The organism is Pseudomonas sp. zfem002 (genome assembly GCF_032621685.1).
Lineage (GTDB): Bacteria > Pseudomonadota > Gammaproteobacteria > Pseudomonadales > Pseudomonadaceae > Aquipseudomonas > Aquipseudomonas japonica.
The window spans coordinates 71,624-97,564 of record NZ_JAVYJH010000016.1; the positions used below are offsets into that span (position 1 = coordinate 71,624).

The 25,941-nt window shown below is 63.2% G+C and carries 22 protein-coding genes and 2 tRNA genes; 6 read left to right on the forward strand and 18 right to left on the reverse strand.

All coding sequences use genetic code 11. From position 1 onward, the window contains the following. Positions 1-34: 34 nt before the first annotated feature. The 7 genes from RTI28_RS18560 to RTI28_RS18590 form a co-directional block, all read right to left on the reverse strand. Positions 35-805: an SDR family oxidoreductase gene (locus tag RTI28_RS18560; RefSeq protein WP_316921815.1), complete on the reverse strand. Its 771-nt coding sequence runs from the start codon at positions 803-805 to the stop codon at positions 35-37. A gap of 695 nt (positions 806-1,500) precedes the next feature. Then, entirely contained in the window at positions 1,501-1,827 is a 327-nt protein-coding gene (locus tag RTI28_RS18565; RefSeq protein ID WP_316921816.1) for a hypothetical protein, read from the reverse strand. A 139-nt stretch (positions 1,828-1,966) separates the two neighbouring features. Beyond that, on the reverse strand, positions 1,967-2,683 hold the full coding sequence (locus tag RTI28_RS18570) for an ABC transporter ATP-binding protein (RefSeq protein ID WP_316921817.1): 717 nt from the start codon (positions 2,681-2,683) through the stop codon (positions 1,967-1,969). Continuing rightward, positions 2,680-3,555: an ATP-binding cassette domain-containing protein gene (locus RTI28_RS18575; RefSeq protein WP_316921818.1), complete on the reverse strand. Its 876-nt coding sequence runs from the start codon at positions 3,553-3,555 to the stop codon at positions 2,680-2,682. The genes RTI28_RS18570 and RTI28_RS18575 overlap by 4 nt, the downstream gene beginning before the upstream one ends. Next, on the reverse strand, positions 3,552-4,841 hold the full coding sequence (gene livM, locus RTI28_RS18580; RefSeq protein WP_042120263.1) for a high-affinity branched-chain amino acid ABC transporter permease LivM: 1,290 nt from the start codon (positions 4,839-4,841) through the stop codon (positions 3,552-3,554). Before livM ends, RTI28_RS18575 begins: the two co-directional genes overlap by 4 nt. A gap of 2 nt (positions 4,842-4,843) precedes the next feature. After that, entirely contained in the window at positions 4,844-5,758 is a 915-nt protein-coding gene (locus RTI28_RS18585) for an ABC transporter permease subunit (RefSeq protein WP_316921819.1), read from the reverse strand. Positions 5,759-5,921: 163 nt separating this feature from the next. Beyond that, entirely contained in the window at positions 5,922-7,058 is a 1,137-nt protein-coding gene (locus tag RTI28_RS18590) for a branched-chain amino acid ABC transporter substrate-binding protein (protein ID WP_316921820.1), read from the reverse strand. Positions 7,059-7,520: 462 nt separating this feature from the next. Here RTI28_RS18590 and pncB point away from each other — a divergent pair, with 462 nt between their 5' ends. Together pncB and nadE are read left to right on the forward strand one after the other, a co-directional pair. Then, on the forward strand, positions 7,521-8,726 hold the full coding sequence (gene pncB / locus RTI28_RS18595) for a nicotinate phosphoribosyltransferase (protein WP_316921821.1): 1,206 nt from the start codon (positions 7,521-7,523) through the stop codon (positions 8,724-8,726). A 3-nt stretch (positions 8,727-8,729) separates the two neighbouring features. Then, positions 8,730-9,557, forward strand: coding sequence for an ammonia-dependent NAD(+) synthetase (nadE, locus tag RTI28_RS18600; protein WP_316921822.1), 828 nt, complete (start codon positions 8,730-8,732; stop codon positions 9,555-9,557). A gap of 82 nt (positions 9,558-9,639) precedes the next feature. On the opposite strand, the gene azu is transcribed toward nadE, so the two are convergent. Continuing rightward, entirely contained in the window at positions 9,640-10,086 is a 447-nt protein-coding gene (azu, locus tag RTI28_RS18605) for an azurin (RefSeq protein ID WP_316921823.1), read from the reverse strand. A gap of 349 nt (positions 10,087-10,435) precedes the next feature. Between azu and RTI28_RS18610 the strand changes: the two genes are divergently transcribed. Then, positions 10,436-11,023, forward strand: coding sequence for a TIGR00730 family Rossman fold protein (locus tag RTI28_RS18610; protein ID WP_316921824.1), 588 nt, complete (start codon positions 10,436-10,438; stop codon positions 11,021-11,023). Here RTI28_RS18610 and RTI28_RS18615 read toward each other — a convergent pair. From RTI28_RS18615 to rpsF, 8 genes are all read right to left on the reverse strand, one after another. Further along, positions 11,008-11,910, reverse strand: a complete 903-nt coding sequence (locus RTI28_RS18615; protein ID WP_316921825.1) for a transglutaminase family protein — start codon at positions 11,908-11,910, stop codon at positions 11,008-11,010. The two genes, RTI28_RS18610 and RTI28_RS18615, sit on opposite strands and share 16 nt — an antisense overlap. Further along, complete coding sequence (locus tag RTI28_RS18620; RefSeq protein WP_316921860.1) at positions 11,910-14,375, reverse strand: circularly permuted type 2 ATP-grasp protein; 2,466 nt, start codon at positions 14,373-14,375, stop codon at positions 11,910-11,912. The genes RTI28_RS18615 and RTI28_RS18620 overlap by 1 nt, the downstream gene beginning before the upstream one ends. A 186-nt stretch (positions 14,376-14,561) precedes the next feature. Further along, the gene (locus RTI28_RS18625) at positions 14,562-16,865 is read right to left on the reverse strand and encodes a YgiQ family radical SAM protein (RefSeq protein ID WP_316921826.1); all 2,304 of its coding nucleotides are present in this window, start codon (positions 16,863-16,865) and stop codon (positions 14,562-14,564) included. A gap of 106 nt (positions 16,866-16,971) precedes the next feature. Next, positions 16,972-18,369 (reverse strand): replicative DNA helicase, encoded by a 1,398-nt coding sequence (gene dnaB / locus RTI28_RS18630; RefSeq protein ID WP_316921827.1) that lies wholly within the window; start codon positions 18,367-18,369, stop codon positions 16,972-16,974. A 110-nt stretch (positions 18,370-18,479) separates the two neighbouring features. After that, positions 18,480-18,926 (reverse strand): 50S ribosomal protein L9, encoded by a 447-nt coding sequence (rplI, locus tag RTI28_RS18635; protein WP_042120276.1) that lies wholly within the window; start codon positions 18,924-18,926, stop codon positions 18,480-18,482. 21 nt (positions 18,927-18,947) lie between these two features. Continuing rightward, positions 18,948-19,844 carry a hypothetical protein gene (locus RTI28_RS18640; protein ID WP_316921828.1) on the reverse strand — a complete coding sequence of 299 codons (897 nt, stop codon included), beginning with the start codon at positions 19,842-19,844 and terminating at the stop codon, positions 18,948-18,950. Positions 19,845-19,880: 36 nt separating this feature from the next. Beyond that, entirely contained in the window at positions 19,881-20,111 is a 231-nt protein-coding gene (gene rpsR / locus RTI28_RS18645) for a 30S ribosomal protein S18 (protein WP_009403887.1), read from the reverse strand. Between the two features lie 28 nt (positions 20,112-20,139). Continuing rightward, entirely contained in the window at positions 20,140-20,565 is a 426-nt protein-coding gene (gene rpsF / locus RTI28_RS18650; RefSeq protein ID WP_010221605.1) for a 30S ribosomal protein S6, read from the reverse strand. Between the two features lie 437 nt (positions 20,566-21,002). Between rpsF and RTI28_RS18655 the strand changes: the two genes are divergently transcribed. Beyond that, positions 21,003-21,926, forward strand: a complete 924-nt coding sequence (locus RTI28_RS18655) for an IS110 family transposase (RefSeq protein WP_316921829.1) — start codon at positions 21,003-21,005, stop codon at positions 21,924-21,926. 133 nt (positions 21,927-22,059) lie between these two features. Here RTI28_RS18655 and rlmB read toward each other — a convergent pair whose 3' ends face one another. Both rlmB and rnr read right to left on the reverse strand, forming a co-directional pair. Continuing rightward, positions 22,060-22,806: a 23S rRNA (guanosine(2251)-2'-O)-methyltransferase RlmB gene (rlmB, locus tag RTI28_RS18660; protein ID WP_316921830.1), complete on the reverse strand. Its 747-nt coding sequence runs from the start codon at positions 22,804-22,806 to the stop codon at positions 22,060-22,062. Continuing rightward, the gene (gene rnr, locus RTI28_RS18665) at positions 22,803-25,400 is read right to left on the reverse strand and encodes a ribonuclease R (RefSeq protein ID WP_316921831.1); all 2,598 of its coding nucleotides are present in this window, start codon (positions 25,398-25,400) and stop codon (positions 22,803-22,805) included. Before rnr ends, rlmB begins: the two co-directional genes overlap by 4 nt. A 278-nt stretch (positions 25,401-25,678) precedes the next feature. Between rnr and RTI28_RS18670 the strand changes: the two genes are divergently transcribed. Next, positions 25,679-25,765 (forward strand) — tRNA-Leu (locus tag RTI28_RS18670). A 76-nt stretch (positions 25,766-25,841) separates the two neighbouring features. Continuing rightward, positions 25,842-25,928 (forward strand) — tRNA-Leu (locus tag RTI28_RS18675). Positions 25,929-25,941: the final 13 nt, after the last annotated feature.

The window sequence follows — 25,941 nt, forward strand, 5'->3', positions numbered from 1 at the left end:
CACGCTCCTACGAGAGAATGGCCGCCCAGTCAGATCAATTCTTCTGGGCCGACCGATCGATCGAGAACCCCGCCCAATCCTGGCTCACCGGCATCAGCTCCAGGTTGTTGATGTTGATATGCGCCGGCTGGTTGAGAACCCAGAACACCGTCTCGGCGATGTCCTGCGGCTGGATCGCCTCGGCACCGGCGTAAGTCGCGTCGTAGCGGCTCTGGTCGCCGCCGAAGCGCACCAGCGAGAACTCGCTTTCGCACAGCCCCGGCTCGATATTGGTCACCCGCACTCCCGTGCCGCGCAGGTCGCAGCGCAGGCTCAGGGAGAACTGCCCGACGAACGCCTTGGTGCCGCCATACACGTGGCTGCCCGGGTACGGGTAATTGCCCGCCACCGAACCGACGTTGAGGATGCTCGCGCCACGCCCGTAGGCGATCAGCCGCGGCAGCAGCAGGCGGGTGCTGTACATCAGGCCCTTGATATTGGTGTCGACCATGGTGTCCCAGTCATCCAGGTCGCACTTCTGCGCAGGATCGGCGCCCAGGGCCAGGCCAGCGTTGTTGATCAGCCCGCGCAGTTTGGCGAAAGACGGCGGCAGGTTGGCGATCGCCTGCTCCATCGCCTTGCGATCACGCACGTCCACGACCAGGCCGTGGACCTCGGTCTTCTGCGCCAGCTCCGCGCACAGCGCGTCGAGACGCTCCTGGCGACGACCGGTCAGCACCAGCGACCAGCCCGCCTCGGCAAAACGACGGGCGCAGGCTTCGCCGAAGCCGGAAGTGGCACCGGTGATGAATACGGTGGAAGTCATTGGGTTCTCCTTGGATGGACTTGCCCACAGGCAAGAGAGGAAAGGCAGGCCTTGCAGCATGCCCGGCACACCGGGTGACGGCAAGCCTTGGCGCAGCTGTACAAAAAACGAACATTTCTCGCAAAGCCTTGATTAACAAGGCTCAGAGCAGGGTATGCGCACCTTATCCACAGGGCTTTCCACGCCGATTGGGGGCAACTGTATAACAGTCGCAGGGGAGTTGTTCACAGCCTTGAACGACCCACCGCGCAAAGCTGAGCCGGCCAGGCCGCCGACACAGAGGTTCATCGGCTGGCGGCGGCCTGGGGATAATCCCGGTACTGGCGCAACGCCTGTAATTTCGCTGTCTGGCAGCGTCTTTCCAATGCTTGCCCACAGACTTATCCACAGGCTTTCAATGCTCTTTGAAATGCGCTTCATTGCACAACTTCAAACTTGACAAATACGCAAGTCGGGTCTTTCAAAGTTGCTGTTCAAAAATTGAACAACACTCTGCAAGCCACGTCCTGCAAGGGCTCCAGGCAAATACCACCAAGTTACCCACAATCACTTCCACATCATCCGTGGACAACTTGAACACTACGAAAAACAACTGCTTACAGCGACTTTCTGGTGCATCGCAAGCAGCACTTTCGCTAACTTTTCCACATTTCTGTGGACAACCCTGTGACCAACTGCTCAATCCACAGGGAAGGTCACTGCACCTTGCGGTTGGTGTCTTCGAGACGGCGTTGCAGTTCGCCAATCTGCCGCGACTGCTCGTCGACGATGCGGCGCAGTTCCTGCAGGTCGCTGGCGTTCTGGTTGAGGGTGTCGCGCATCTTCTTCAGGTCGGCCACGCTGACCCCGGAGTCGTGCAGGGTGTGGCTCATGCCGGATTCGCGGTGGATCGCCGCGAGATTGTCGGAAGACGAGGCGGAAGAGTCGATCTGGACCTTGGCCGCTTCCTCGGCCTGCGCCGCCGTGCCGAACAGCAGGGCGCAGGCGAGAAGCGTGGGAGTGAGCAGGGAACGGTGGGACATCACATGGGTTCCTTGTGCAGCGTCGAGACGGTACACGGGTACGACTGGGGATAAGTCGAGGGAGTTCCCATGGGGCCCTTCGCGGGCAAGCCTCGCTCCTACCGTAGGAGCGAGGCTTGCCCGCGAAGGGCCGCAAAAATCAGTGCCCGCCCAGATAGGCGTTACGCACCTCCTCATTCACCAGCAGCTCCTGCCCCGTGCCGGTCATGCGGATCTGCCCGTTGACCATCACGTACGCCCGGTCCGACAGCTTCAGCGCGTGGTTGGCGTTCTGCTCGACGAGGAAGATGGTCATGCCGCTCTGCGCCAGCTCGCGCAGGGTGGAGAAGATCTGCTTGACCACGATCGGCGCCAGGCCCAGCGACGGCTCGTCCAGCAGCAGCAGCTTCGGCCGGCTCATCAGCGCCCGGGCGATGGCGAGCATCTGCTGCTCGCCGCCGGACATGGTCATGGCCCGCTGATTGCGCCGTTCCTTGAGCCGCGGGAACAGCTCGTACATGCGCTGCATGTCCTGGTCGGCATACTGGTCGCCGATGGGGATGGTGCCCATCATCAGGTTTTCCTCGACGCTCATGTCGGGGAACACCCGCCGTCCTTCCGGCGACTGGGCGATGCCGTTGGAGGCGATGTAGTGCGAGGACTTGTGGGTGATGTCGGTGCCGCGATAGAGGATCTTGCCGCCCGCCGCCCGCGGCTGGCCGAAGATCGACATCAGCAGGGTCGACTTGCCAGCACCGTTGGCGCCGATCAGGCTGACCGTCTCGCCCTCGTCGATGTGCATCGAGACTTTCTTCAGCGCCTGGATCGGCCCGTAGAACACGTCCAGGTCCTGCAGTTCGAGAATGGGTGCGCTCATACCAGCTCCTCTTCGTCAGCACCCAGGTAGGCGGCGATCACGGTCGGGTTGTTGCGGATGTCCTGGGGCTTGCCTTCGGCAATGACGTTGCCGTGGTCGAGCACGACGATATGGTCGGAAATGCTCATGACCATGCCCATGTCATGTTCGATCAGCACCACGGTGATGTCGTGCTCGTCGCGCAGCACGCGAATCATCCGGCTCAGGGCCTCGGTCTCCTGCGGGTTGAGACCGGCGGCCGGCTCGTCGAGGCAGATGATCTTCGGCCGCGTGCACATGGCCCGGGCGATTTCCAGGCGGCGCTGCTGACCGTACGACAGCTCGCCGGCGAGGCGGTTGGCGCAGTCCACCAGGTCCACCACTTCCAGCCAGTAGAAGGCATGGTCGAGGGCGTCGCTTTCCGCCTTGCGGTAGGCCTTGGTGTTGAGCACGCCGGCCAGCAGGTTGCGGTTGACCCACATGTGCTGGGCCACCAGCAGGTTCTCCACCACGGACATTTCCCGGAACAGGCGAATGTTCTGGAAGGTCCGCGCCAGACCCGCGCGGTTGACCAGGTGGGTACCGCCGAACATCTTGTAGCGCAGGCGGCTGGCGAAGCGGGCCGGCGAGAAGAAGTCACCGAACTGGAAGCGTTCGCCGAGCAGCTGGATCACATTGGTACGCGAACCGCGCACGTTCAGTTCGATCTTGCCGCCACTGGCCTTGTAGAACCCGGTGAGGCAGTTGAACACGGTGGTCTTGCCGGCGCCGTTGGGGCCGATCAGGGCGAAGATGTCGTTGCGTTTGACCTTCAGGCTGACGTCGCTCAGCGCCTTGATCCCGCCGAACTGCATCATCAGGTTATCCACAGACAGAATCACGTCGTCGCTCATGGCGCCACTCCTTTACGCGGGACTACACCGGCACGGCTGATACGGATCAGCCCGCGCGGTCGCCAGATCATCATCACCACCATGAGCACGCCGAACAGCAGCACGCGATATTCGGAGAAGCTGCGCAGCAGTTCCGGCGCCACGGTCAGGACGAACGCGGCGATCACCACGCCGACGGTCGAACCCATGCCGCCCAGGACCACGATGGCAAGGATCAGCGCCGACTCGAAGAAGGTGAACGACGACGGGTTGACGAAGCCCTGGTAGCTGGCGAAGAACACCCCGGCCAGGCCGGCGGTTGAAGCGCCCAGGGTGAACGCCGAAAGCTTCACCAGGACATGGTTGAGGCCCATGGAACGACAGGCGATCTCGTCCTCGCGCAGCGCTTCCCAGGCCCGGCCGACCGGCATGCGGGTCAGCCGGTGCTTGATGTACAGCACCGCCAGGACGACGAGGAACAGCACCGCGTAGATGAACACGAACTTGAGGTTGGGGTTGTAATCGAAGCCGAAGAACTCGTGGATCGGCACCCCGCCGTCCTTGGCCCGACGGCCGAACTCCAGGCCGAAGATGGTCGGCGATGGCACCGGCATGCCGTTCGGACCGCCGGTGAAGGACAGCCAGTTGTTCAGCACCAGGCGGATGATTTCACCGAAGCCCAGGGTCACGATCGCCAGGTAGTCGCCGTGCATGCGCAACACCGGGAAGCCGAGTATGCACCCCGCCAGTGCCGCGGCGATGGCCGCCAGCGGCAGCACCGTCCAGAAGCCCAGGCCGAGGTACTGGTAGCCCAGCGCCAGGCCGTAGGCGCCAATGGCGTAGAACGCCACGTAGCCGAGGTCGAGCAGACCGGCCAGGCCCACCACGATGTTCAGGCCGAGGCCCAGCAGCACGTAGATCAGGCCGAGGATGACCACGGTCAGCAGGTACTTGTTGGCGAAGATCGGGAAGACGATGGCGATGACGATCAGTGCCGGGATGATGTAGCGCAGGCGCGACTTGTAGTCCGGCGCCCGCACGTGGACACCCGAGCCACCGCTTTCGAAGCCGCTGAGCATGCGCTGGCCGGCGGCGGTCTGCAGGAACAGGCTGATGACCAGGCGCCCGGCCATCACCCCGCCGACCAGCCAGGCGACGCGGGTCGGCTCGGCGTTGAAATCGTAGCCGTCGAGGACCACGCCCACCACCGGGCCGAACACGATCAGGGCGAGCAGGCCGGCGACAATGGTTTCCAGCAGGGTGCGTTTGATATCGAAACCGGAAGAAGCAGTTTTGGCAGTGGACATGTTCACACCTTAGCCACGAGCGGGCGACCCAGCAGGCCCTGGGGACGGAAGATCAGGATCAGCACCAGCAGCGAGAAGCTGAACACGTCCTTGTAGTCGGAGTTGACCAGGCCGGCGAACAGCGATTCGGAGATGCCCAGCACGATCCCCCCGAGCATGGCCCCGGGCAGCGAGCCGATACCGCCGAGCACCGCGGCGGTGAACGCCTTGATGCCGATGATGAAGCCGGCATAGAAGTCGAAGGTGCCGTAGTTCATGGTGATCAGCACGCCGGCCAGCGCGGCCATCACCGCACCGATGACGAACACGTAGGAAATCACCCGGTCGGTGTTGATCCCCAGGATCGAGGCCATCTTGCGGTCCTGCTGGGTGGCGCGGCACATGCGGCCGAGCTTGGTGTACTTGATCACGTAGGTGAGCAGGGCCATGCCGGCGAACGCGGCGACGAGGATGAAGATCTTGGTGTAGGTCAGTTGCACGAAGCCGGTGCCGACTTCGAAGCGCCACGCGCCTTCGAGCAGGGTCGGCACGCCTTGCTGGCGGGCGCCCTGGCTGATCTGCGCGTAGTTCTGCAGGATCAGCGAGATGCCGATGGCGCTGATCAGCGGCGCCAGGCGGGTGGAGTTGCGCAGGGGCTTGTAGGCGATGCGTTCGATGGTGAAGCCGTAGACCCCGGTGACGACGATGGTGAACAACAGGGTCCCCAGCATCAGCAGGGGGAACGACTCGATACCGAAATAAGCCAGCAATGCCAGGCTGATCGCCGCCAGGTAAGCGGAGATCATATACACCTCGCCGTGCGCGAAGTTGATCATGCCGATGATGCCATAGACCATTGTGTAGCCGATGGCGATCAGACCATAGACGGACCCGAGGGTCAGTCCATTGATCAGTTGCTGCAGGAAAATTCCATCCATAACGCAATCTCACGTATTCGAGATTGCACAAGCGCCGACTACGGCGGGCCCCGGATGACACGGCCCTCGCAGCGCAGGATTGTGCAGATCTACAAGAAGGGACAGGTACGGCGCTGAACCGGGCAACGGCCCGGGCGTTGGCAGCCCGGGCCGGATGCCATTGTTATTTTTGTTTTTCCAGTTGGTGATACTTGCCGTTGGCGTCCCACTGGTAGACCACGTAGTCGGAGACGGTCAGGTCGCCCTTGCTGTCCCACTTCTTCTCGCCCATCACGGTTTTCACCGGATTGGCCTTGAGCCACTTGGCGGCATCTTCGCCCTTGTTCGACTTGGCGCCCTCGAAGGCGGCAGCCAGCGCCTGGACCGAGGCATAGGCATACAGGGTGTAGCCTTCCGGCTCGGTGCCACCCTTGCGGAACTGCTCCACGACGTCCTTGCTGTCCGGCAGCAGGCGCGGGTCGGCGCCGAAGGTCATGTACACGCCGTTGGTGTACTGGGCGCCGCCAGCGGTGGCCACCAGTTCGTCGGTGACGATGCCGTCATCGGACATGAACGGAATGTCCTTCAGGCCCTGCTCGCGCAACTGACGGACCAGCGGGCCGGCTTCCGGATGCAGGCCGCCGAAGTAGACGACGTCGGCACCGGCGGCGCGAATCTTGGTGACCACCGCGCTGAAGTCCTTCTCGCCACGGGTCAGGCCTTCGTACAGCACCGGCTTCACGCCGCGTTTCTCCAGCTGTGCCTTGGTCGCGTCGGCGAGGCCCTGGCCGTAGGTGTCCTTGTCGTGGAGGACCACGACCTTCTTGCCCTTGAGCACGTCGACGATGTAGTCGCCGGCGACGATGCCCTGCTGGTCGTCACGCCCGCACATGCGGAACATGGCGCCGAGGCCACGCTCGGTGACCTGCGGGTTGGTCGAGCCTGGGGTGATGGCGATCACGCCCGCTTCGTCATAGACCTCGGACGCCGGGATGGTCGAAGACGAGCAGAAGTGGCCGACCACACCCGCGACCTTGTCCTGGTCCACCAGGCGGTTGGCCACGGCCACGGCCTGCTTCGGTTCACAGGCGTCGTCGCCCTTGACCAGGACGATCTTCTCGCCGTTCACCCCACCCTTGGCGTTGATCACGTCGGCCGCGGCCTGGGCACCTTTCATGTACTGTTCGCCGAACGCTGCGTTGGCACCGGTCATCGGGCCCGCGACGCCGATCTTCAGATCGGCCTGGACATACGAAGAAACGCCCAGCGCCGTGGCTACGGCGAGAGCGAGAAAGCCTTTCTTGTAAAACGTCTGCGACATGTGGTGGTGCTCCTGATGTTTTTTTGATTGGCACTACGACTTCAGCAACTTGTTTCAGCCATTTGCTCCGAGCAAGGGCCGTGCCATAGGTTTTTCATTCGAAAAAAACTCGCACCAGGGTTCGCCGGCAGGCGGCAACGGTCATTCTTTCCGGGTCGTGCAACCGCAAACCAGACACAAAGCGCCACCTTCCGCTTGAGGAAGGCGCAACCAAGACATGCCATCATTGCAACCCCGATGCGTGTTTACGTGCAACCGACCTGTAACAGCATGCGTAACGGAACTGCACATCCGTGGTGCGCGACTGCTACAGCAAGCACCATAAGAGGCTAGACCGCGTTGGAGAAATCGCCGCTATATGTAGTCTGCTACCGAATGACTCGCGAGACGCGAGCCACCCCGCAGCTGAAACGCTGGCACAATGAACAGCCTTGATGGCACCCGCCGGAACTGGAGCCTTATATGAGCGAAAGCGCCTTCGCCGACCGCATCGTGCAAAGCCTGCTGGACACCGACTTCTACAAGCTGACGATGATGCAGGCGGTGCTGCACAACTACCCCAACGTCGACGTCGAATGGGAGTTCCGCTGCCGCAACGGGGAAGACCTGCGCCCCTATCTGGGGCAGATCCGTGCCGAGGTCGAGCGCCTCGCCGACCTGAGCATCAGCGACGAGCAACTGGGCTTTCTCGAGAAGATCAGCTTCATGAAGCCGGACTTCCTGCGTTTTCTCGGCCTGTTCCGCTTCAACCTGCGCTACCTGAAGATGGGCATCGAGAACGATCAGTTCTACCTGCGCCTGCACGGCCCCTGGCTGCATGTGATCCTGTTCGAGGTGCCGCTGCTGGCCATCATCAGCGAGGTGCGCAACCGCAATCGTTATCCACAGGTGCGCCTGGAGCAGGCCCGCGAGCAACTGCTGCGCAAGTTCGACTGGCTGCGCGCCAATGCCAGCGACGACGAGCTGGCCGAGCTGCAGGTGGCCGACTTCGGCACCCGCCGGCGCTTCTCCTACGGTGTCCAGGAAACCGTGGTCAAGGTGCTCGCGGCCGAGTTCCCGGCGCGCTTCGTCGGTACCAGCAACGTGCACCTGGCATGGAAACTGGATATCAAGCCGCTGGGCACCATGGCCCATGAATGGATCATGGCCCACCAGCAGCTCGGCCCGCGCCTGATCGACAGCCAGATCGCCGCCCTCGACTGCTGGGTCCGCGAATACCGCGGCCTGCTCGGCATCGCCCTGACCGACTGCATCACCATGGATGCCTTCCTGCGCGATTTCGATCTGTACTTCGCCAAGCTGTTCGACGGCCTGCGCCACGACTCCGGTGATCCGGTGATCTGGGCGGAAAAGGCCATCGCCCACTACCGCAAGCTCGGAATCGACCCGATGACCAAGACCCTGGTGTTTTCCGACGGCCTCAACCTGACCCGCTCACTGGAAATCTTCCGGGCACTGCGCGGACGCATCAATGTCAGCTTCGGCATCGGTACCAACCTCACCTGCGACATCCCCGGAGTGGCGCCGATGAGCATCGTGCTTAAAATGACCGACTGTAACGGCCAGCCCGTGGCGAAGATCTCCGACGAGGCCGCCAAGACCCAGTGCCGCGACCCGAATTTCGTCTCTTACCTGCGTCACGTTTTCCAAGTTCCCAGCGAGGAGTAACCCATGCAAGCCGTCCAGCGAGAGATCGCGCAGCAGCTCAAGGTCCAGCCGCCGTTCGCCGACCGCGCCGAGCTCGACGTCGAAGTCACCCGGCGCGTCGCCTTCATCCAGCAGTGCCTGAAGAATGCCGGGCTCAAGACCCTGGTCCTGGGCATCAGTGGCGGCGTCGATTCGCTGACCGCGGCGCTGCTGGCCCAGCGGGCGATCAACGAACTGCGCCAGCAGAGCGGCGACGAGCAGTACCGCTTCATTGCCGTGCGCCTGCCCTACCACGTGCAGCACGACGAACACGATGCCCAGGCCTGCATCGATTTCATCCAGCCGGACGAGTGCCACACGGTCAACATCGCCCCGGCGGTCCGCGCCCTGGCGGCCGAGGTCAAGGCCCTGGAAGGCGGCAAACCGGCCATGGTCGATTTCGTCGTCGGCAACACCAAGGCGCGCATGCGCATGGTGGCCCAGTACACCATCGCCGGTGCCCGCGCCGGCCTGGTGATCGGCACCGACCATGCCGCCGAGGCGGTGATGGGCTTCTTCACCAAGTTCGGTGACGGCTCCTGCGACCTGGCCCCGCTGAGCGGCCTGGTGAAAAATCAGGTACGGGCCATCGCGCGCAGCTTCGGCGCCCCGGAATCACTGGTGGAAAAAGTGCCGACCGCCGACCTCGAAGACCTGGCCCCGGGCAAGCCGGACGAGGCCTCGCACGGCGTGACCTACGCGCAGATCGATGCGTTCCTGCATGGCGAGCCCGTCAGCGAGGAAGCGTTCGACATCATCAAGCGGACGTACGAAAAGACACAGCACAAGCGGGAAATGCCGTTCGCGCCGTAAGAAAGAAAAGCATCGCCGGCAAGCCAGCTTCCACAGGTCCGGTGTACACCAGGACCCTGTGGAGGCCGGCTGATCGCAGCAATTACTTCAGAACGATGGTGCCCTTCATCATGGCGATGTGGCCTGGGAAGGAGCAGAAGAAGCCGTAGGATTCACCAGCGGCCAGCTTGGACACGTCGAAGCTCACCGAGTCGGACTCGCCACCACCGATCAGCTTGGTGTGCGCGACGATGCGCGCATCGCTGGCGTCCAGGTAGTCGGCGGCAACGCCCTTGGCCATGCCGGCGGTGGCAACGGCCTGCTCATCGGCAGCCTTGGTGATCACCAGGTTGTGGCCCATGACGTTCTTCGGCAGCTTGCCGACATGCTTCAGCTCGACGGTGAACTGCTTGCAGCTCTTGTCGATGGCGATTTCCTTGGTGTTGTAGGTCATCTGGTCGGTGGACTCGACAGTGACTTTGCAGTCGGCGGCCATTACCTGGGCACTGGCAACGGTCAGCAGGGAAACGGCAACGAATTTGGCAAACATCGTGAATCTCCATGACAGGTTTTTTATTGAAATCAGACTGCCCCATCCCGCGGCTCGCGCTGCTGATGTGGGTCAAGGATAAGACCCTGATCGGGCAGTGAAATTCTTCTATGGCATGCATCAAGACAAACAAAGTGCCGCATCATGCCTCCATGTAGGACGATGAGACAACCTCTCATTTAGGAGTAATCCGACATGTCCCTGAGTAATTTCATGCAAAGCCTGCTCGCCGCCTATGCCTGCGGCGCCAGCGGGACCGCCTGCGAGTTCTCCCGTCCGGAGTGACAGAGGGCTTGGAAGACCCGCCCCATGTCCGTACCCTGTGGCCGTTTTCGACCCGGAGAAAGACATGTCTCTACGTTCCGTTTGTGTGTTCTGTGGTGCCAGCAACGGCGTCAGCCCGGTCTACCGCGAGGCCGCGGTCGCCCTTGGCCAGGCCATCGCCCGGCGTGGCCTGACCCTGGTCTACGGCGGTGGCGCCGTGGGTCTGATGGGCATCGTCGCCGATGCCGCGCTGGCGGCTGGCGGTGAAGTGATCGGCATCATTCCGGTCAGCCTGCAACGCGCCGAGATCGCCCATCCCGGCCTGAGCCGCCTGGAAGTGGTCGACGGCATGCACGCGCGCAAGGCGCGCATGGCCGAACTGGCCGATGCCTTCATCGCCCTGCCCGGCGGCCTCGGCACCCTGGAAGAACTCTTCGAAGTGTGGACCTGGGGCCAGCTCGGCTACCACGGCAAGCCGCTGGGCCTGCTGGAGGTGAACAGCTTCTACGAAAAACTCACCGGTTTTCTCGACCATGTGGTGGACGAGGGCTTCGTCCGCCCGCATCACCGCGCGATGCTGCAGGTCGACGCGGCGCCGGATGCCCTGCTCGATGCCCTGGACGCCTGGCAGCCGCTGGCAGCGCCCAAATGGAAGGATCAGCCGCCCAGCTGATCCAGCGGCAACACCGTCACCCGCACCTCCGGGTCGTGGCTGCCACCGCCGAGGATCACTCCGCGCAGCGGCGAGACATCGGCGAAGTCGCGGCCCCAGCCAAGGGTGATGTGCTCCAGCGCCGGCAGCAGGTTGTTGGTGGGATCGAAATCCACCCAGCCGTGGCGCGGGCAGAACACCGAGATCCACGCATGGGAGGCATCGGCCCCGATCAGCCGGGCCTGCCCGGGCGGTGGTCGGGTCAGCAGGTAGCCGCTGACATAGCGCGCCGCCAGCCCCCGCGAACGCAGGCAGGCCAGCATCAGGTGGGCGAAGTCCTGGCAGACCCCGCGCCGCCGCTGCAGGACCTCGACCAGCGGGGTGGCGACCTGGGTCGCCCCCGCATCGAAGGTGAACTCGCGAAAGATCTTCTCCATCAGCGCCCGCACCGCCTGCAGCAACGGCACACCGGCGGCGAAACAGGGTTCGGAAAACGCCACGAAGGGTCTTTTCAGGCGCACGAACGGCGATTCGAAGCGATAACGGCTGGCTTCGAGCAACGCCTCTGTCAGCGTCTGCCGCGAATAGGCCAAGGCATCCCGCGCCTGTTCCCAGGGCGGCGAAGCGGACAGCGTCGGCAACGCACGCGACATGACTTCGATACGCACCCGGGTACTGACCCGCAGTTCGTCATGCTGATAGTCCAGGCCCAGGCGGGTCAGGGGATTGCCGAACACATCCTGTTCGTCGCGGCGCCGGGTCGGCGTCGGCGTCACCTCCAGCAGCCGCTCCTCGCAACGCTGCCAGGGGCAGTCCCGCGGCCACAGGTGCACCAGTTGCTGGGCCAGCGAGACCGGGCTGGCGTAGCGGTAATGGGTATCGTGAAGAATCTGGTAACGCGCACTCATCAGGCGGACACCGTCTGCTGGCTGACATCGACATGGGCGAAATGGCGCAACGCCAGGCGTTGCGCTGCGGCTTCGGCCCCTTCAGCGATCTGCTCCAGCATCGCCGCCAGCCCGTCGAGCACCGCGCTCAGGCTGGCCTCGCCAAACAGCAGATGTTCCAGGCTGCGCAAGTCGAAATGCCTGAGGCGCTCCGCCAGCCCGAGCAGTTCGTTCTCCGCCGGACTCTGCAGGCGCTCCAGCGAACGCAGCAGCGAGCGCAACTGGAACAGCACGCCATGGGGGTTCTGCTCATCCAGCAGGAGCAGGTCCAGCACCGGCACCAACTGCGCCACCGCGAGATAGCGGGAGCGGTAGGTGATGCTGCTGTTGGCCAGCTCCAGCAACCACTCCAGGCCAGCCTGGTCGCTCGCCGCCGGGCCCCGCAGAAACCCCGCGAGACTGCTGCTCAAGGCGTGCAGGCGTTCGATCCGGCGCCCGGTCAGGAGAAAGCGCCAGCCCTCGTCACGGGTCATGTCGTCGAGGGCGAAGCCGGACAGCGCCGCCAGGGACAGGATCAGGCGGTCGAGAAAATCCAGCAGCTCACTGAAGTCCGCGGACAGGTCGTCCAGGCGCTGCGCCTCGCGCTGCAATTCGCTCAGGGCCTGCCAGTTCTCCCGCGACAACTTGCCCCGCACCTGCCCCGCCGCCCATTGCAGACGCTGCAGACTGGCGCGCAGGCTGAAACTCCAGGCAGGGTCGAGCAAGGCCATGCGCAGGCGGGTGTCCAGGCTTCCCTCCGTGGGCAACAGGGACAGTTCCTCGGCCAGGCGCAGCGCCGCGTCCAGCGCCTGCGGCGAGTCGCCGTCGAGGTAGCGCCCCAGGAGAATCCGCAGCAACCGCGCACTGGCATCGCAGCGCTCGCAGTAACGACCGAACCAGAACAGGTTTTCCACTACCCGCGAGGGCAGATAGGGGTCGGCGCGGACCAGGTCGGCCACGCCGAGCCGGCGACTGGCCTGCCATTGCTCGCCGCGGGCGGCGTGTTCGCCGAGGACCCAGGTGTCCTTGCTGGCACCGCCGCGCTGCATCGAGACCACCTCGGCATCGGCCTGCGCCGCCACCCGAGTCAGGCCGCCCGGCAGCACGCGCCAGCCATCGGCACTGGCCACGGCATAGACGCGCATGCCCACCGGCCGGTCCTTCAGGCCATCGCCCTGCCATACCGGTGCCTGGGACAACTGCGCCAGCTCCTGGGCGACATAGGCGTAGGGCCGCGCCCTCAGCCGCGCGGTCAGCGCCTGACGCTGCGCCGCGTCGAGGTCGCGGCCGAGCAGGGGCTGGAAGCTCTGCGAGGGAAACGCCGGCTTGAACAGCAGGTCCGGCATCTTTTCCAGTGCCTGCTCCAGCGCCGCCGGTTCGCCGCACCACCAGCTGGCGATGGACGGCAGGATCAGTTCCTCGCCCAGCAGGCGCCGACTGATCGCCGGCAGAAAGCCTGGCAGGCCCGGCGACTCCAGCACCCCGCTGCCCAGGGCATTGGCCACCAGCACTCGGCCCTGACGCACCGCATCCAGCAGGCCGGGCACGCCCAGTGCCGAGTCGGTGCGCAATTCCAGGGGGTCGCAGAAATCGTCGTCGAGCCGGCGCAGGATCGCGTGGACCCGGCGCAGGCCGCCGAGGGTCTTGAGATAGACCGTGCCATCGCGCACCGTCAGGTCGCTGCCCTCCACCAGCGGATAGCCGAGCTGGCGGGCGAGGAACAAGTGCTCGAACCAGCTTTCGTTGAAACGCCCGGGCGTCAGCAGCACCACCAGCGGCGTTTCCCGCCCGCTCGGCGCCAGGCGCGCCAGGCTCTGCTGCAGGGTGCGGAAGAAGCCGGCCAGGTGCTGCACATGCAGATCCCGGTACAGCTCGGGAAAGGCACGGGACACCACGGTACGGTTTTCCAGGGCGTACCCCGCGCCGGACGGCGCCTGGGTGCGGTCGGCGGTCACCCACCAGCGGCCATCCGGCCCGCGCGCCAGGTCGGCCGCGTAGAGATGCAGCCAGGTCTGCTCCGGCACCTGGAGGCCCTGGCACGGCCAGAGGAAATTGTTGTGCCCGAAGATCAGCTCCGCGGGCAGCAGCCCTTCACCGATCAGGCGCTGCGGGCCGTAGATATCCGCCAGCAGCGCGTTCAGCAGGCGGGCGCGCTGGGCGATGCCGCGGGCCAACTCGGCCCATTCCGCGGCGGGAATCACCTGCGGCAGCAGGTCCAGCTCCCAGGGGCGGTCGGCGCCATCGGGGTCGGCGTAGATGTTGTAGGTCACGCCGTTTTCCCGCAGTTGCCGATTGAGCAGGGACTGGCGCTGGCTCAGTTGCTGCGCACCGCTGCGCTGCAGATGGGCAAGCAGCTCGCGCCAGTGCGGACGCACGCGGCCATCGACGGCGAGCATTTCATGCCAGGTCGTGGCGCTTGGGTTCAGGGCATCCAGCAGGTCGGGCATCGGCGTGCTCACAGGGAAGTCATGCGCGCAAACGCGGCAAGACTTATGCCAGCGAGCAGGCCTCATGCATGGCTCTGAGCGTGGTTCGTCACACGACAAGCCAGCTCCTACAAAGTTTCGGCCGGCAATGCACTGAGACAGTGCAAGAAGAGGCTTCATGACGGGGCGCAAGCCCCGTCATGGGGCTTAACGCGGCAACACCGGCTGGCGCTTGGTCTTGCCCTTGCCTTTGCCACCCTTGGCGGCGTCCTTGCGTGCCTTGGCCGCTTCCTGGTTGCGGGCGAAGGCGGCAGCCTTGGCTTCCTCGCGCTTGTCCCATGGCTTGGCGCCATTGCTCGCGCGCGGTGGCAGACCGGTGTGCTGGGTGAGGATCTTCTGTTCCTTGGCCACCTTGTGGCTGCCCGACGGAGTCGAGTTCTTGCGCCGGGCGCTCTGGTAGCTGTCGGTGTCCGGCTGGTGCAGCGGGATCAACTGGTGCTTGCCAGGACCGATCAGGTCGGCACGGCCCATGCGCTGCAGGGCCTCACGCAGCATCGGCCAGCCCTTCGGATCGTGGTAGCGCAGGAAGGCCTTGTGCAGGCGACGCTGCTCCTCGCTCTTGACGATGGTCACCCCTTCGCTCTTGTAGGTGACCTTGCGCAGGGGGTTCTTGCCCGAGTGGTACATCGCCGTGGCCGAGGCCATCGGCGACGGGTAGAACGCCTGCACCTGGTCGGCGCGGAAGCCGTTGCCCTTGAGCCACAGGGCCAGGTTCATCATGTCTTCGTCGGTGGTGCCCGGGTGCGCGGCGATGAAGTACGGGATCAGGTACTGCTCCTTGCCCGCTTCCTTCGAGAACTTCTCGAACATGCGCTTGAAGCGGTCATAGGTACCGATGCCCGGCTTCATCATCTGGTTCAGCGGGCCTTCCTCGGTGTGCTCCGGGGCGATCTTGAGGTAGCCGCCAACGTGGTGCGTGACCAGTTCGCGGACATACTCCGGCGACTCCACGGCGAGGTCGTAGCGCAGGCCCGAGGCGATCAGGATCTTCTTCACCCCCGGCAGGGCACGGGCACTGCGGTACAGCTTGATCAGCGACGAGTGGTCGGTGTTCAGGTTCGGGCAGATACCCGGGAACACGCAGGACGGCTTGCGGCAGTGGGTTTCGATTTCCGTGCTCTTGCAGGCGATCCGGTACATGTTCGCGGTCGGCCCGCCGAGGTCGGAAATGACGCCGGTGAAACCCGGGACCTTGTCACGGATTTCCTCGATCTCGCGAATGATCGACTCGTGGGAACGGTTCTGGATGATCCGGCCCTCGTGCTCGGTGATCGAGCAGAAGGTACAACCGCCAAAGCAGCCACGCATGATGTTCACCGAGAAACGGATCATCTCGTAGGCCGGGATCCGCTCCTTGCCGTAGGCCGGATGCGGGATCCGCGCGTAGGGCATGCCGAACACGTAGTCCATTTCCTCGGTGGTCATCGGAATGGGCGGCGGGTTGAACCAAACGTCGACTTCACCATGCTTCTGCACCATGGCCCGGGCGTTACCCGGGTTGGTTTCCAGGTGCAGCACGCGGTTGGCGTGGGCGTAGAGCACCGCGTCGTTGCGCACCTTCTCGAACGACGGCAGGCGGATCACGGTCTTTTCCCGGGTCATCCGCGGACTTTCGAGGATCTGGACGACCTTGGCCTCGTTGGGGTCCTCGACCTCGCCCTTCTGCTGCTCGATGGCGCAGGCCTGGGTGTCCTGGGTGTTGACGTAGGGGTTGATGATCTTGTCGACCTTGCCCGGACGATCGATCCGGGTCGAATCGATCTCGTACCAGCCCTGCGGGGTGTCGCGGCGAATGAAGGCGGTACCGCGGATATCGCTGATGTCCTCGATGCGCTCGCCGGCGGCCAGGCGCTGGGCGATGTCCACCACGGCGCGCTCGGCGTTGCCGTAGAGGAGGATGTCGGCGCAGGCGTCGATCAGGATCGAGTGGCGCACCTTGTCCTGCCAGTAGTCGTAGTGCGCGATGCGGCGCAGCGAAGCCTCGATGCCGCCGAGGATGATCGGCACATGCTTGTAGGCTTCCTTGCAGCGCTGGCTGTAGACCAGGCTGGCGCGGTCCGGACGCTTGCCGGCCAGGCCGCCGGGGGTGTAGGCGTCGTCGGAACGAATCTTCTTGTCCGCGGTGTAGCGGTTGATCATCGAGTCCATGTTGCCGGCGGCGACACCGAAGAACAGGTTCGGCTCGCCGAGCTTCATGAAGTCGTCTTTCGACTGCCAGTTCGGCTGGGCAATGATCCCGACGCGGAAGCCCTGGGCTTCGAGCAGGCGGCCGATGATGGCCATGCCGAACGACGGATGGTCGACGTAGGCGTCGCCGGTCACGATGATGATGTCGCAGGAGTCCCAGCCGAGCTGATCCATCTCCTCCCTGCTCATCGGCAGGAACGGCGCTGGCCCGAAGCATTCGGCCCAGTACTTGGGATAGTCGAAGAGTGGTTTGGCTGCTTGCATGTCAGTGACCGGTTTTTTGGGGGGGCAGGAAAATCACGGGCGCGGAGAATAGCACAAAAATTGACCAATTCCGACGCTGAAGGTCGGAATTGGTGAAGCGACGCGCTTACTCGTCGTCGTCGAAGTTGTAACTGCCCGGAGCGAGGTTCTCGAAGCGCGTGTACTTGCCGATGAAGGCCAGGCGGATGAAGCCGATCGGGCCGTTCCGCTGCTTGCCGATAATGATCTCGGCAATGCCCTTGTGCTCGGTCTCCGGGTGATACACCTCGTCGCGATAGACGAACATGATCACGTCGGCGTCCTGCTCGATCGCTCCGGATTCCCGCAGGTCGGAGTTCACCGGGCGCTTGTTGGGACGCTGTTCGAGGGAGCGGTTGAGCTGCGACAGGGCGATGACCGGGCAGTTGAATTCCTTGGCCAGGGCCTTGAGCGAGCGGGAGATCTCGGAAATCTCGTTGGTCCGGTTGTCGCCGCTGGAACCCGGGATCTGCATCAGTTGCAGGTAGTCGATCATGATCATGGCGATCTCGCCGTGCTCACGCACCAGGCGCCGGGTCCGCGCGCGCATCTCCGACGGGCTGATGCCGGCGGTATCGTCGATGAACAGCTTGCGGTCGTTGAGCAGGTTGACCGCCGAGGTCAGGCGCGGCCAGTCGTCGTCGTCGAGCTGGCCGGAACGCACCTTGGTCTGGTCGATGCGCCCGAGGGACGAGAGCATACGCATGATCAGCGATTCGCCTGGCATCTCCAGGGAGTACACCAGCACCGCCTTGTCGCTGCGCAGGACGGCGTTTTCCACCAGGTTCATGGCGAAGGTGGTCTTGCCCATGGACGGACGGCCCGCGACGATGATCAGGTCGGCCGGCTGCAGGCCGCTGGTCTTCTCGTCGAGGTCGGTGTAGCCGGTGGACAGGCCGGTGATCTCGCTGTCGGAGTTGAACAGCGTGTCGATGCGGTCGATGGCCTTGGTCAGCAGTTCGTTGACCCCTACCGGGCCGCCGGTCTTGGGCCGCGCTTCGGCGATCTGGAAGATCTGCCGCTCGGCCTCGTCGAGGATTTCCTCGGCGTTGCGCCCCTGCGGGTTGAAGGCGCTGTCGGCGATATCGTTGCTGATGCTGATCAGCTGGCGCAGGGTCGAGCGCTCGCGAATGATCTGCGCATAGGCCTTGATGTTGGCCACCGACGGGGTGTTCTTCGCCAGTTCGCCGAGGTAGCCGAGGCCACCGACCTGCGAACTCAGGCCTTCCTTGTCCAGCTGCTCGTGCAGGGTCACCACGTCGAACGGGATGTTCTGGTCGACCAGCTTGTGGATGGCGCGGAAGATCAGGCGGTGGTCATGCCGGTAGAAATCGCCGTCGGAGACTTGATCGAGCACCCGCTCCCAGGCGTTGTTGTCCAGCATCAGGCCACCGAGCACGGCCTGTTCGGCCTCGATGGAATGCGGCGGCACCTTCAGCGCGGCGGTTTGCAGATCGTATTGCTCTGGGGCGGTTATCTCGTTCATGGCCACCTGGAAATCTGGGTGTTGAAAAAGACAAAGGGCACGACCTGCAATGCAGAATCGTGCCCGATGTTAACCGGCTGACCCCGAGGGGGCCAGCAGGTCGATACAGCTTAGGCTGCGACGACGACCACGCGAACGGTGGCTTCAACGTCGCTGTGCAGGTGCACGGCTACGTCGTATTCGCCAACCTGACGGATGGTGCCGTTCGGCAGACGAACTTCAGCCTTGGCCACTTCGACGCCGGAGGCGGTCAGGGCGTCAGCGATGTCGTGGGTGCCGATCGAACCGAACAGTTTGCCTTCATCGCCAGCGGTAGCGGTGATGGTGACTTCCAGTTCGGCCAGTTGAGCAGCGCGGCTTTCAGCCGAAGCTTTCTTGTCGGCAGCTGCTTTTTCCAGCTCGGCACGACGCTCTTCGAACGCAGCCAGGTTGGCGGCGGTAGCGGAAACAGCCTTGCCGAATGGCAGCAGGAAGTTACGACCGTAGCCCGACTTGACTTTAACTTTGTCGCCCAGGTTGCCCAGGTTGGCGACTTTTTCCAGCAGGATCAGTTCCATTTGGTATAAACCTCTTAACTTTTAACCTTCACCGTTCGCGGAGCCGTTATCGGCGTCGTTGGACGCCCCGCGTCCGCGAAAATCAATCAGGCTGTCGACAATGGCCAGAACCACGAGCAACGGATAAATCAGCTGCATGAACAGCAGCAGCGTCACGTACAACCCGACCAGCCAGAACTTCGCCAGTCGCCCTTGCGCCACCAGGCCGTGCATCACGGCCAGTCCGGCGAAGACCAGCGGGATGGTGCACAGCGGTGTCAGCATCGCCAGTTCGGTACCGAAGTTCGGTCCGACCAGGATCAGCACCAGCAGCACCAGCGCCGCCGCCAGCGGCAGTCTCACGGCGCGGAACTCGCGACCGAAGCCTCCCGGGTTATACAAAGCTGCCTGCCAGTAGCGACCCAACATCAGGGCCAGCACACTGACGGCCTGCAACAAGGCCGCGATCAGGCCGGTGAGCACCGGTGCGATCAGCCCTTCCAGCCGGCCCCGCTCTTCTACCGTCAATTTCTGGTAGATCCCGTCGAGCATCTGCGGAAGGATCTTGGCGATCTCTTGCGCGAGCATGTCGATCGGTTCGCGGAACACCGAACCCAGAACAGCGCCATACACCAGGCCCAGGGCGATGCTGGACAACAGCACCCGGTTCCAGGACTGCCCGGCGCGCAACAGCGCAGCCAGACCCAGCGTACCCAGCAACACCATCAAGGTGCGCGGCTCGCCGAAGAACCACCAGGCCAAAGCCGGCAGCAAAGCCCAGGCAAGGACACCGGAGGCGTCCTTGAAACCGCGCCGCAGGAACACCAGGCTCCCGGCGGCGGCACTCAACCAGAACAGCAGCGGCAATGCCGCACAACCAACCACTACCAGAGTGGCCTGCACGCGACCGCGCATGATGAAATCAGCCAGGGCCCGCATGCAATCTATCCTTTGCTACTTGTCGACGACCCGGTCTCAGCGGCCGTGGCTGTCGGTGTAGGGCAGCAGGGCCAGGAAGCGGGCGCGCTTGATAGCGGTAGCCAGCTGACGCTGATAACGAGCTTTGGTACCAGTGATACGGCTTGGAACGATCTTGCCGGTTTCGGATACGTAAGCTTTCAGGGTGTTGAGATCTTTGTAATCGATCTCTTTCACGTCTTCAGCAGTGAAGCGGCAGAATTTACGACGACGGAAGAAACGTGCCATGTAATAGGCTCCTCAAAAGGTCCGTGGATTACTCGTCAGCGTTATCGCTGTTGTCGCTGTCATTGCTGTCGTCGCCATCGGCGCTGTCAGCATGCTCAGGACGGTCACGACGCTCACGGCGCTCGCTGCGGTTTTCTTCAGCCTTCAGCATCTCGGACTGGCCGGTAACAGCTTCGTCACGACGGATGACCAGGTTACGGATCACGGCATCGTTGTAGCGGAAGTTGTCTTCCAGCTCGGCCAGGGCCTTGCCGGTGCACTCAACGTTCAGCATCACGTAGTGAGCCTTGTGAACATTGTTGATGGCGTAGGCCAGTTGACGACGGCCCCAGTCTTCCAGACGGTGGATCTTGCCGCCGTCTTCTTCGATCAGCTTGGTGTAACGCTCAACCATGCCGCCGACTTGCTCGCTCTGGTCAGGGTGGACCAGGAAGATGATTTCGTAATGACGCATGAATGCTCCTTACGGGTTGTAGTCTGCCGACAAAGCGGTCAGACAAGGAGTGAATGACACTGTATGTCTTGTCCTGAACCAGGCACGTATGCCCGGGACAAGGCGCGCAATTGTAGAGAAGCGCGGTGGGACAAGCAAGGAGATTGGTGAAATATTGAGCAGCACCGATAGAAGGCCGGCTCAGGAACGATTGTGGGAGAGAGCCTGCTCGCGAACGGCCGCGCAGCGGCCGCAAAACCTGGCCCCCCCCGATCAGGGATCAATGATTTCGGGACCGCCACGCGGTCCTTCGCGAGCAAGCTCGCTTGTATGGTGTGAGACTTGAAGGGAGGAGGAGGGACATAACTCGCTTCTGACTGTCGCGAGCAGTACAGACCGTGGGAGAAATCACCCCTCCTCCTTTCAACACCCCAAGCGCCGATAAGGAACAGTTACCAATGGCAATGCCCGCAGTACCCTTCGAAGCCGGTGTGGATGTCGCCAAAGACGAATTGGTGATTCAAAGCGGTCCAGACACCAAGCCCTTCGCCATCCCCAATACCCCGAAATCGATCAAGACCTGGCTCAAGACGGTCCCCAAGGGGTCGGCCTTGGCCATTGAGGCAACCAGTTCCTATCACATGGAGCTTGCTGAGCAGGCTCATGGTGCCGGCTTGAGTGTTTATGTGGTCGATGGTCTTAGGCTGAGCCGATACCGTGACAGCCTCGGTGTGCGAGCAAAGACTGACGCAAATGACGCCACCTTGCTTGCCCGTTTTCTGAACAGGGAGCGTGCGTCACTGAAGGTATGGGTGCCGGCACCACCCGGTCACCGCGAGCTCCAGATGCTGCTGCGACGCCGCGCTAAAGTCGTGGAAATGCGCGGCATGATGCGAATGAGCTTGTCGGGAGAAAAGTTGTTCGAGAAAGAACTCGAGATCATCGAAAAGACCTTCAAACGACTTGAGCGATTGTTCGAAGTGCGTTTGCGCGAGGCCGTCGAAGAAGCGGGGCTTAAGGATCAGTTACGTCGCCTTCGCCAACTGCCTGGTGTTGGTTTTCTCACGGCCGCGGGTTTGGTGATGTCGTTCATGCGCGGTGAGTTTGCCAACAGCGATGCGTTTGTCGCGTACTTGGGAATGGACGTGATAACGGCTCAGTCCGGCAAGTGGGTCGGCCGAGGACGATTGAGCAAGCGTGGAGACTCGGAGGTTCGCAGATTACTGCATAACGCGGCGATGAGCGGCAGTCGGACCAGTACCTGGAAGCAGTTTTACGCGCACCATCTGGAGCGAGGCAAGAAGACGACTCAGGCGCTGGTAATCCTTTCAAGAAAGCTGGCTCGGCTGGCTTATGGCAGCTCACAGCGATTAAATCTTTAAGACAGTCTTACACCTGGGAGCGCCCTCACAGGTGCGACAGCTCACGTCTTTGGAAAATGGGAAGGGCAGAAAAGGCCATCGGCAAAAAATTGCCTCCGGCCATAGAATCTCCCACAAGGGATGGCAAGAACGGCTATTTGCCTGCCGAACGCTGCCGCACCGCCTCGAACAGGCAAACCCCGGTCGCCACCGACACGTTCAGGCTGCTGACACTCCCAGCCATCGGCAGCTTCACCAGGAAATCGCAGTGCTCGCGGGTCAGGCGGCGCATGCCCTTGCCTTCCGCGCCCATGACCAGCACGGTCGGCCCGGTCATGTCCTGCTGATACAGCTCCTGCTGCGCCTCGCCGGCGGTGCCGACGACCCACAGGCCGCGCTGTTGCAGCTTTTCCAGGGTCCGCGCGAGGTTGGTCACTGCCACCAGCGGGATCACTTCGGCGGCGCCGCAGGCGACCTTGCGCACCGCCGCGGTCAGGGTCGCCGACTTGTCCTTCGGCACGATCACCGCCAGCACGCCGGCGGCATCGGCGGTACGCAGGCAGGCGCCGAGGTTGTGCGGGTCGGTGACGCCGTCCAGCACCAGCAGCAGCGGCACGCTCTCCGTACGCTCCAGCAGTTCCTCGAGCATCGCCTCGCCCCAGACCTGGCTCGGGCTGACCTCGGCGACCACGCCCTGATGCACGCCCTCGACCCAGGCATCCAGCTCGCGACGCTCGGCCTGGCCGACGCTGACGCGGTACTCCGCGGCCAGGGCGAGCAGCGCCTGGATACGCGGCTCGCTACGCCCCTCGGACAGCCAGATCTGCTTGACCCGCTTGGGGTGATGGCGCAACAGGGCTTCCACGGCATGCACGCCGTAGATCTTTTCCAACTGACTCATGACTTGCCTTTGCTCTTGCGGGAAGAGGAACCGGATTTCGGCGGTCCCTTGCGGTGCTTGGTCGGCTTGTCCGATTTGGCGGACGACTTGCCCGCCGACTTGCCACTGGCGTGCGCATGCTTGGCATCGGCCAGCAGCGCCTTCTTCATTTCCCGGCTCTTGCGCACTTCGGCGTTGTTCGCCGCGGCATGGGAGGAGAAATAGGCCTCGGAGGTTTCACCCTTCTTGTTGCGTCGGGCCGGACGCTCTTCCTGCTCCGGCGCAGCCTTGCCGCCGATGGCGATCTTCGCCCCCGTAGCCGCAGGCTCGGGTGCACGCTGCTTGCGGCCGATCGGCGCCTTCAGGGTGTTCTCGGCCATCTCGAAATCGATCTTGCGCTGCTCCAGGTCGACGCGCATCACCCGCACTTCGACGGTATCGCCGAGGCGGAAGCTGCGACCGGTGCGCTCGCCGGTAAGACGGTGGTGAACCGGGTCGAAATGGTAGTAGTCGCCCGGCAGCGCGCTGACGTGGACCATGCCCTCGACATAGATGTCGGTCAGCTCGACGAACAGGCCGAAGCCGGTCACCGCGGTGATCACGCCCGGGAAGGACTCGCCGACGCGGTCCTTCATGTATTCGCACTTGAGCCAGTTGACCACGTCGCGGGTCGCCTCGTCGGCGCGCCGCTCGCTCATCGAGCACTGTTCGCCCAGTTGCTCCAGGGTGTTCTCGTCGTACGGGTAGATCCGCGCCTTGGGAATGCTCATCGCCCCGGCGCGCTTGACGTGCGGGGTGTCCTGGCGGGAGCGGATCACGCTGCGGATGGCGCGGTGCACCAGCAGGTCCGGATAGCGACGGATCGGCGAGGTGAAGTGGGTGTACGCCTCGTAGTTCAGGCCGAAGTGGCCGTTGTTGTCGGCGCTGTACACCGCCTGGCTCAGGGAGCGCAGCATGACGGTCTGGATCAGGTGGAAGTCAGGACGGTCGGCGATATTGGCCAGCAGGGCCTGGTAGTCCTTCGGCGACGGACCGTCCTTGCCCTTGTGCAGGGACAGGCCGAGCTCGCCGAGGAAGGCGCGCAGCTTTTCCAGACGCTCCGGCGGCGGACCGTCGTGGACCCGGTACAGGGCCGGAATCTCGTGCTTCTTGAGGAACTCGGCGGTGGCCACGTTGGCCGCCAGCATGCATTCCTCGATCAGCTTGTGGGCATCGTTGCGCACGGTCGGACGGATTTCCGCGATCTTGCGCTCGGCGCCGAAGATGATGCGGGTTTCCTGGGTCTCGAAGTCGATCGCGCCACGGGTATGACGGGCGGCCAGGAGCACCTTGTACAGCGCATAGAGCTGCTTCAGGTGCGGCACCACTTCGCTGTATTCCTCGCGCAGGGCGCGGCCTTCACGGGTACGCGAATGCTCGAGCATGCTGCTGACCTTGTTGTAGGTCAGTCGCGCATGGGAGTGGATCACCGCTTCGTAGAACTGGTAGTCGACCATCTGCCCGGACTTGTTCATGGTCATTTCACAGACCATGGCCAGGCGATCGACGTGCGGATTCAGCGAGCACAGGCCGTTGGACAGTTCCTCCGGCAGCATCGGGATCACCCGCTCGGGGAAGTACACCGAGTTGCCGCGAACCAGGGCTTCGGTGTCCAGCGCCGAACCGAGACGCACATAGCTGGAGACGTCGGCGATGGCCACGTACAGACGCCAGCCACCGGAGAACAGGCGCAGCTTGCCGAGGCTTTCGCAGTACACGGCGTCGTCGAAGTCGCGGGCGTCCTCACCGTCGATGGTGACGAACGGCAGGTGGCGCAGGTCGATGCGCTTTTCCTTGTCCTTCTCTTCCACGTCCGGCTTGAGCTTGCGGGCTTCCTTGAGCACTGCCTCGGGCCAGACGTGAGGAATGTCGTAGCTGCGCAGGGCCACGTCGATTTCCATGCCCGGCGCCATGTAGTTGCCGATGACTTCGACGACATCGCCCTGGGGCTGGAAGCGCGGGGTCGGCCAGTGGGTGATCTTCACCTCGACGAACTGACCGATCTTGGCGCCGGCATTGCGGCCCGGGGTGACCAGCACTTCCTGCTGGATCTTCGGGTTGTCGGCGGTGACGAAGCCGATGCCGCCTTCTTCGAAATAGCGGCCGACGATGCTTTCGTGGGCGCGGGAAATGATCTCCACCAGCACGCCTTCGCGGCGGCCGCGGCGGTCGACACCGGAGACCCGGGCCAGGGCGCGGTCGCCATCGAACACCAGGCGCATCTGCGACGGGCTGAGGAACAGGTCTTCGGTGCCGTCGTCGGGGATGAGGAAACCGAAGCCGTCGCGGTGGCCGGAAACGCGGCCGAGGATCAGGTCGAGCTTGTCCACCGGGGCATAGGTGCCACGCCGGGTGTAGATAAGCTGGCCGTCACGCTCCATCGCCCGCAGGCGGCGACGCAGGGCTTCGATCTGGTCCTCGGTCTGCAGGCCGAATTCCTCAACCAGTTGCTCGCGCGCAGCCGGCGAGCCTCGTTCGGCGAGGTGCTGGAGGATCAGCTCACGGCTAGGGATGGGGTTTTCGTATTTTTCCGCTTCACGAGCGGCCTCGGGATCGAGGGACTGCCAATCGGCCATTAGGAGGGGTTCACCTTGTCTATATAAGGGTTAGTTTGGCATAGCCGTATTGAAACCGGAAATTTCAGCCTTGGACAGCCCCCGCCGGGGACGGGCTGTTTGGCGTTTCTCGGCGGAGGTCGATCAACGGCTTGAATTTTTTAAGATTTTTTTCGGATGGGGGTTTACAGCCCCTGGGGGCATCCGTATAGTGCGCACCACAGCGACGGAGACCGTCGTTATAGTTGAGAAGCCGCACGATGTCACGCTGTAATGCATCGAAGCGAAATCAACGAAATGCCCAGATGGTGAAATTGGTAGACACGCCAGCTTCAGGTGCTGGTGACCTTACGGTCGTGGAAGTTCGAGTCTTCTTCTGGGCACCAATTTCAAATTTCAGATCACCGATCTGGAATTTATGCGACACGCTACACTGATCATGTTTCAACTGCTTCAAACTTTGCCCAGATGGTGAAATTGGTAGACACGCCAGCTTCAGGTGCTGGTGACCTTACGGTCGTGGAAGTTCGAGTCTTCTTCTGGGCACCATATTTCAAAGAAA

Excerpts from the sequence above, each read along its gene's own strand:
- RTI28_RS18655 (WP_316921829.1), top strand. The coding sequence starts at position 21,003 with ATGGCAATGCCCGCAGTACCCTTCGAAGCCGGTGTGGATGTCGCCAAA.
- dnaB (WP_316921827.1), bottom strand. The coding sequence starts at position 18,369 with ATGAACGAGATAACCGCCCCAGAGCAATACGATCTGCAAACCGCCGCG.
- rpsF (WP_010221605.1), bottom strand. The coding sequence starts at position 20,565 with ATGCGTCATTACGAAATCATCTTCCTGGTCCACCCTGACCAGAGCGAG.
- RTI28_RS18570 (WP_316921817.1), bottom strand. The coding sequence starts at position 2,683 with ATGAGCGCACCCATTCTCGAACTGCAGGACCTGGACGTGTTCTACGGG.
- rpsR (WP_009403887.1), bottom strand. The coding sequence starts at position 20,111 with ATGGCACGTTTCTTCCGTCGTCGTAAATTCTGCCGCTTCACTGCTGAA.
- livM (WP_042120263.1), bottom strand. The coding sequence starts at position 4,841 with ATGTCCACTGCCAAAACTGCTTCTTCCGGTTTCGATATCAAACGCACC.
- RTI28_RS18585 (WP_316921819.1), bottom strand. The coding sequence starts at position 5,758 with ATGGATGGAATTTTCCTGCAGCAACTGATCAATGGACTGACCCTCGGG.
- pncB (WP_316921821.1), top strand. The coding sequence starts at position 7,521 with ATGAGCGAAAGCGCCTTCGCCGACCGCATCGTGCAAAGCCTGCTGGAC.
- rplI (WP_042120276.1), bottom strand. The coding sequence starts at position 18,926 with ATGGAACTGATCCTGCTGGAAAAAGTCGCCAACCTGGGCAACCTGGGC.
- RTI28_RS18590 (WP_316921820.1), bottom strand. The coding sequence starts at position 7,058 with ATGTCGCAGACGTTTTACAAGAAAGGCTTTCTCGCTCTCGCCGTAGCC.
- rnr (WP_316921831.1), bottom strand. The coding sequence starts at position 25,400 with ATGGCCGATTGGCAGTCCCTCGATCCCGAGGCCGCTCGTGAAGCGGAA.
- RTI28_RS18615 (WP_316921825.1), bottom strand. The coding sequence starts at position 11,910 with ATGAGTGCGCGTTACCAGATTCTTCACGATACCCATTACCGCTACGCC.
- RTI28_RS18620 (WP_316921860.1), bottom strand. The coding sequence starts at position 14,375 with ATGCCCGACCTGCTGGATGCCCTGAACCCAAGCGCCACGACCTGGCAT.
- RTI28_RS18560 (WP_316921815.1), bottom strand. The coding sequence starts at position 805 with ATGACTTCCACCGTATTCATCACCGGTGCCACTTCCGGCTTCGGCGAA.
- RTI28_RS18640 (WP_316921828.1), bottom strand. The coding sequence starts at position 19,844 with ATGCGGGCCCTGGCTGATTTCATCATGCGCGGTCGCGTGCAGGCCACT.
- nadE (WP_316921822.1), top strand. The coding sequence starts at position 8,730 with ATGCAAGCCGTCCAGCGAGAGATCGCGCAGCAGCTCAAGGTCCAGCCG.
- RTI28_RS18610 (WP_316921824.1), top strand. The coding sequence starts at position 10,436 with ATGTCTCTACGTTCCGTTTGTGTGTTCTGTGGTGCCAGCAACGGCGTC.
- azu (WP_316921823.1), bottom strand. The coding sequence starts at position 10,086 with ATGTTTGCCAAATTCGTTGCCGTTTCCCTGCTGACCGTTGCCAGTGCC.
- RTI28_RS18625 (WP_316921826.1), bottom strand. The coding sequence starts at position 16,865 with ATGCAAGCAGCCAAACCACTCTTCGACTATCCCAAGTACTGGGCCGAA.
- RTI28_RS18565 (WP_316921816.1), bottom strand. The coding sequence starts at position 1,827 with ATGTCCCACCGTTCCCTGCTCACTCCCACGCTTCTCGCCTGCGCCCTG.
- RTI28_RS18575 (WP_316921818.1), bottom strand. The coding sequence starts at position 3,555 with ATGAGCGACGACGTGATTCTGTCTGTGGATAACCTGATGATGCAGTTC.
- rlmB (WP_316921830.1), bottom strand. The coding sequence starts at position 22,806 with ATGAGTCAGTTGGAAAAGATCTACGGCGTGCATGCCGTGGAAGCCCTG.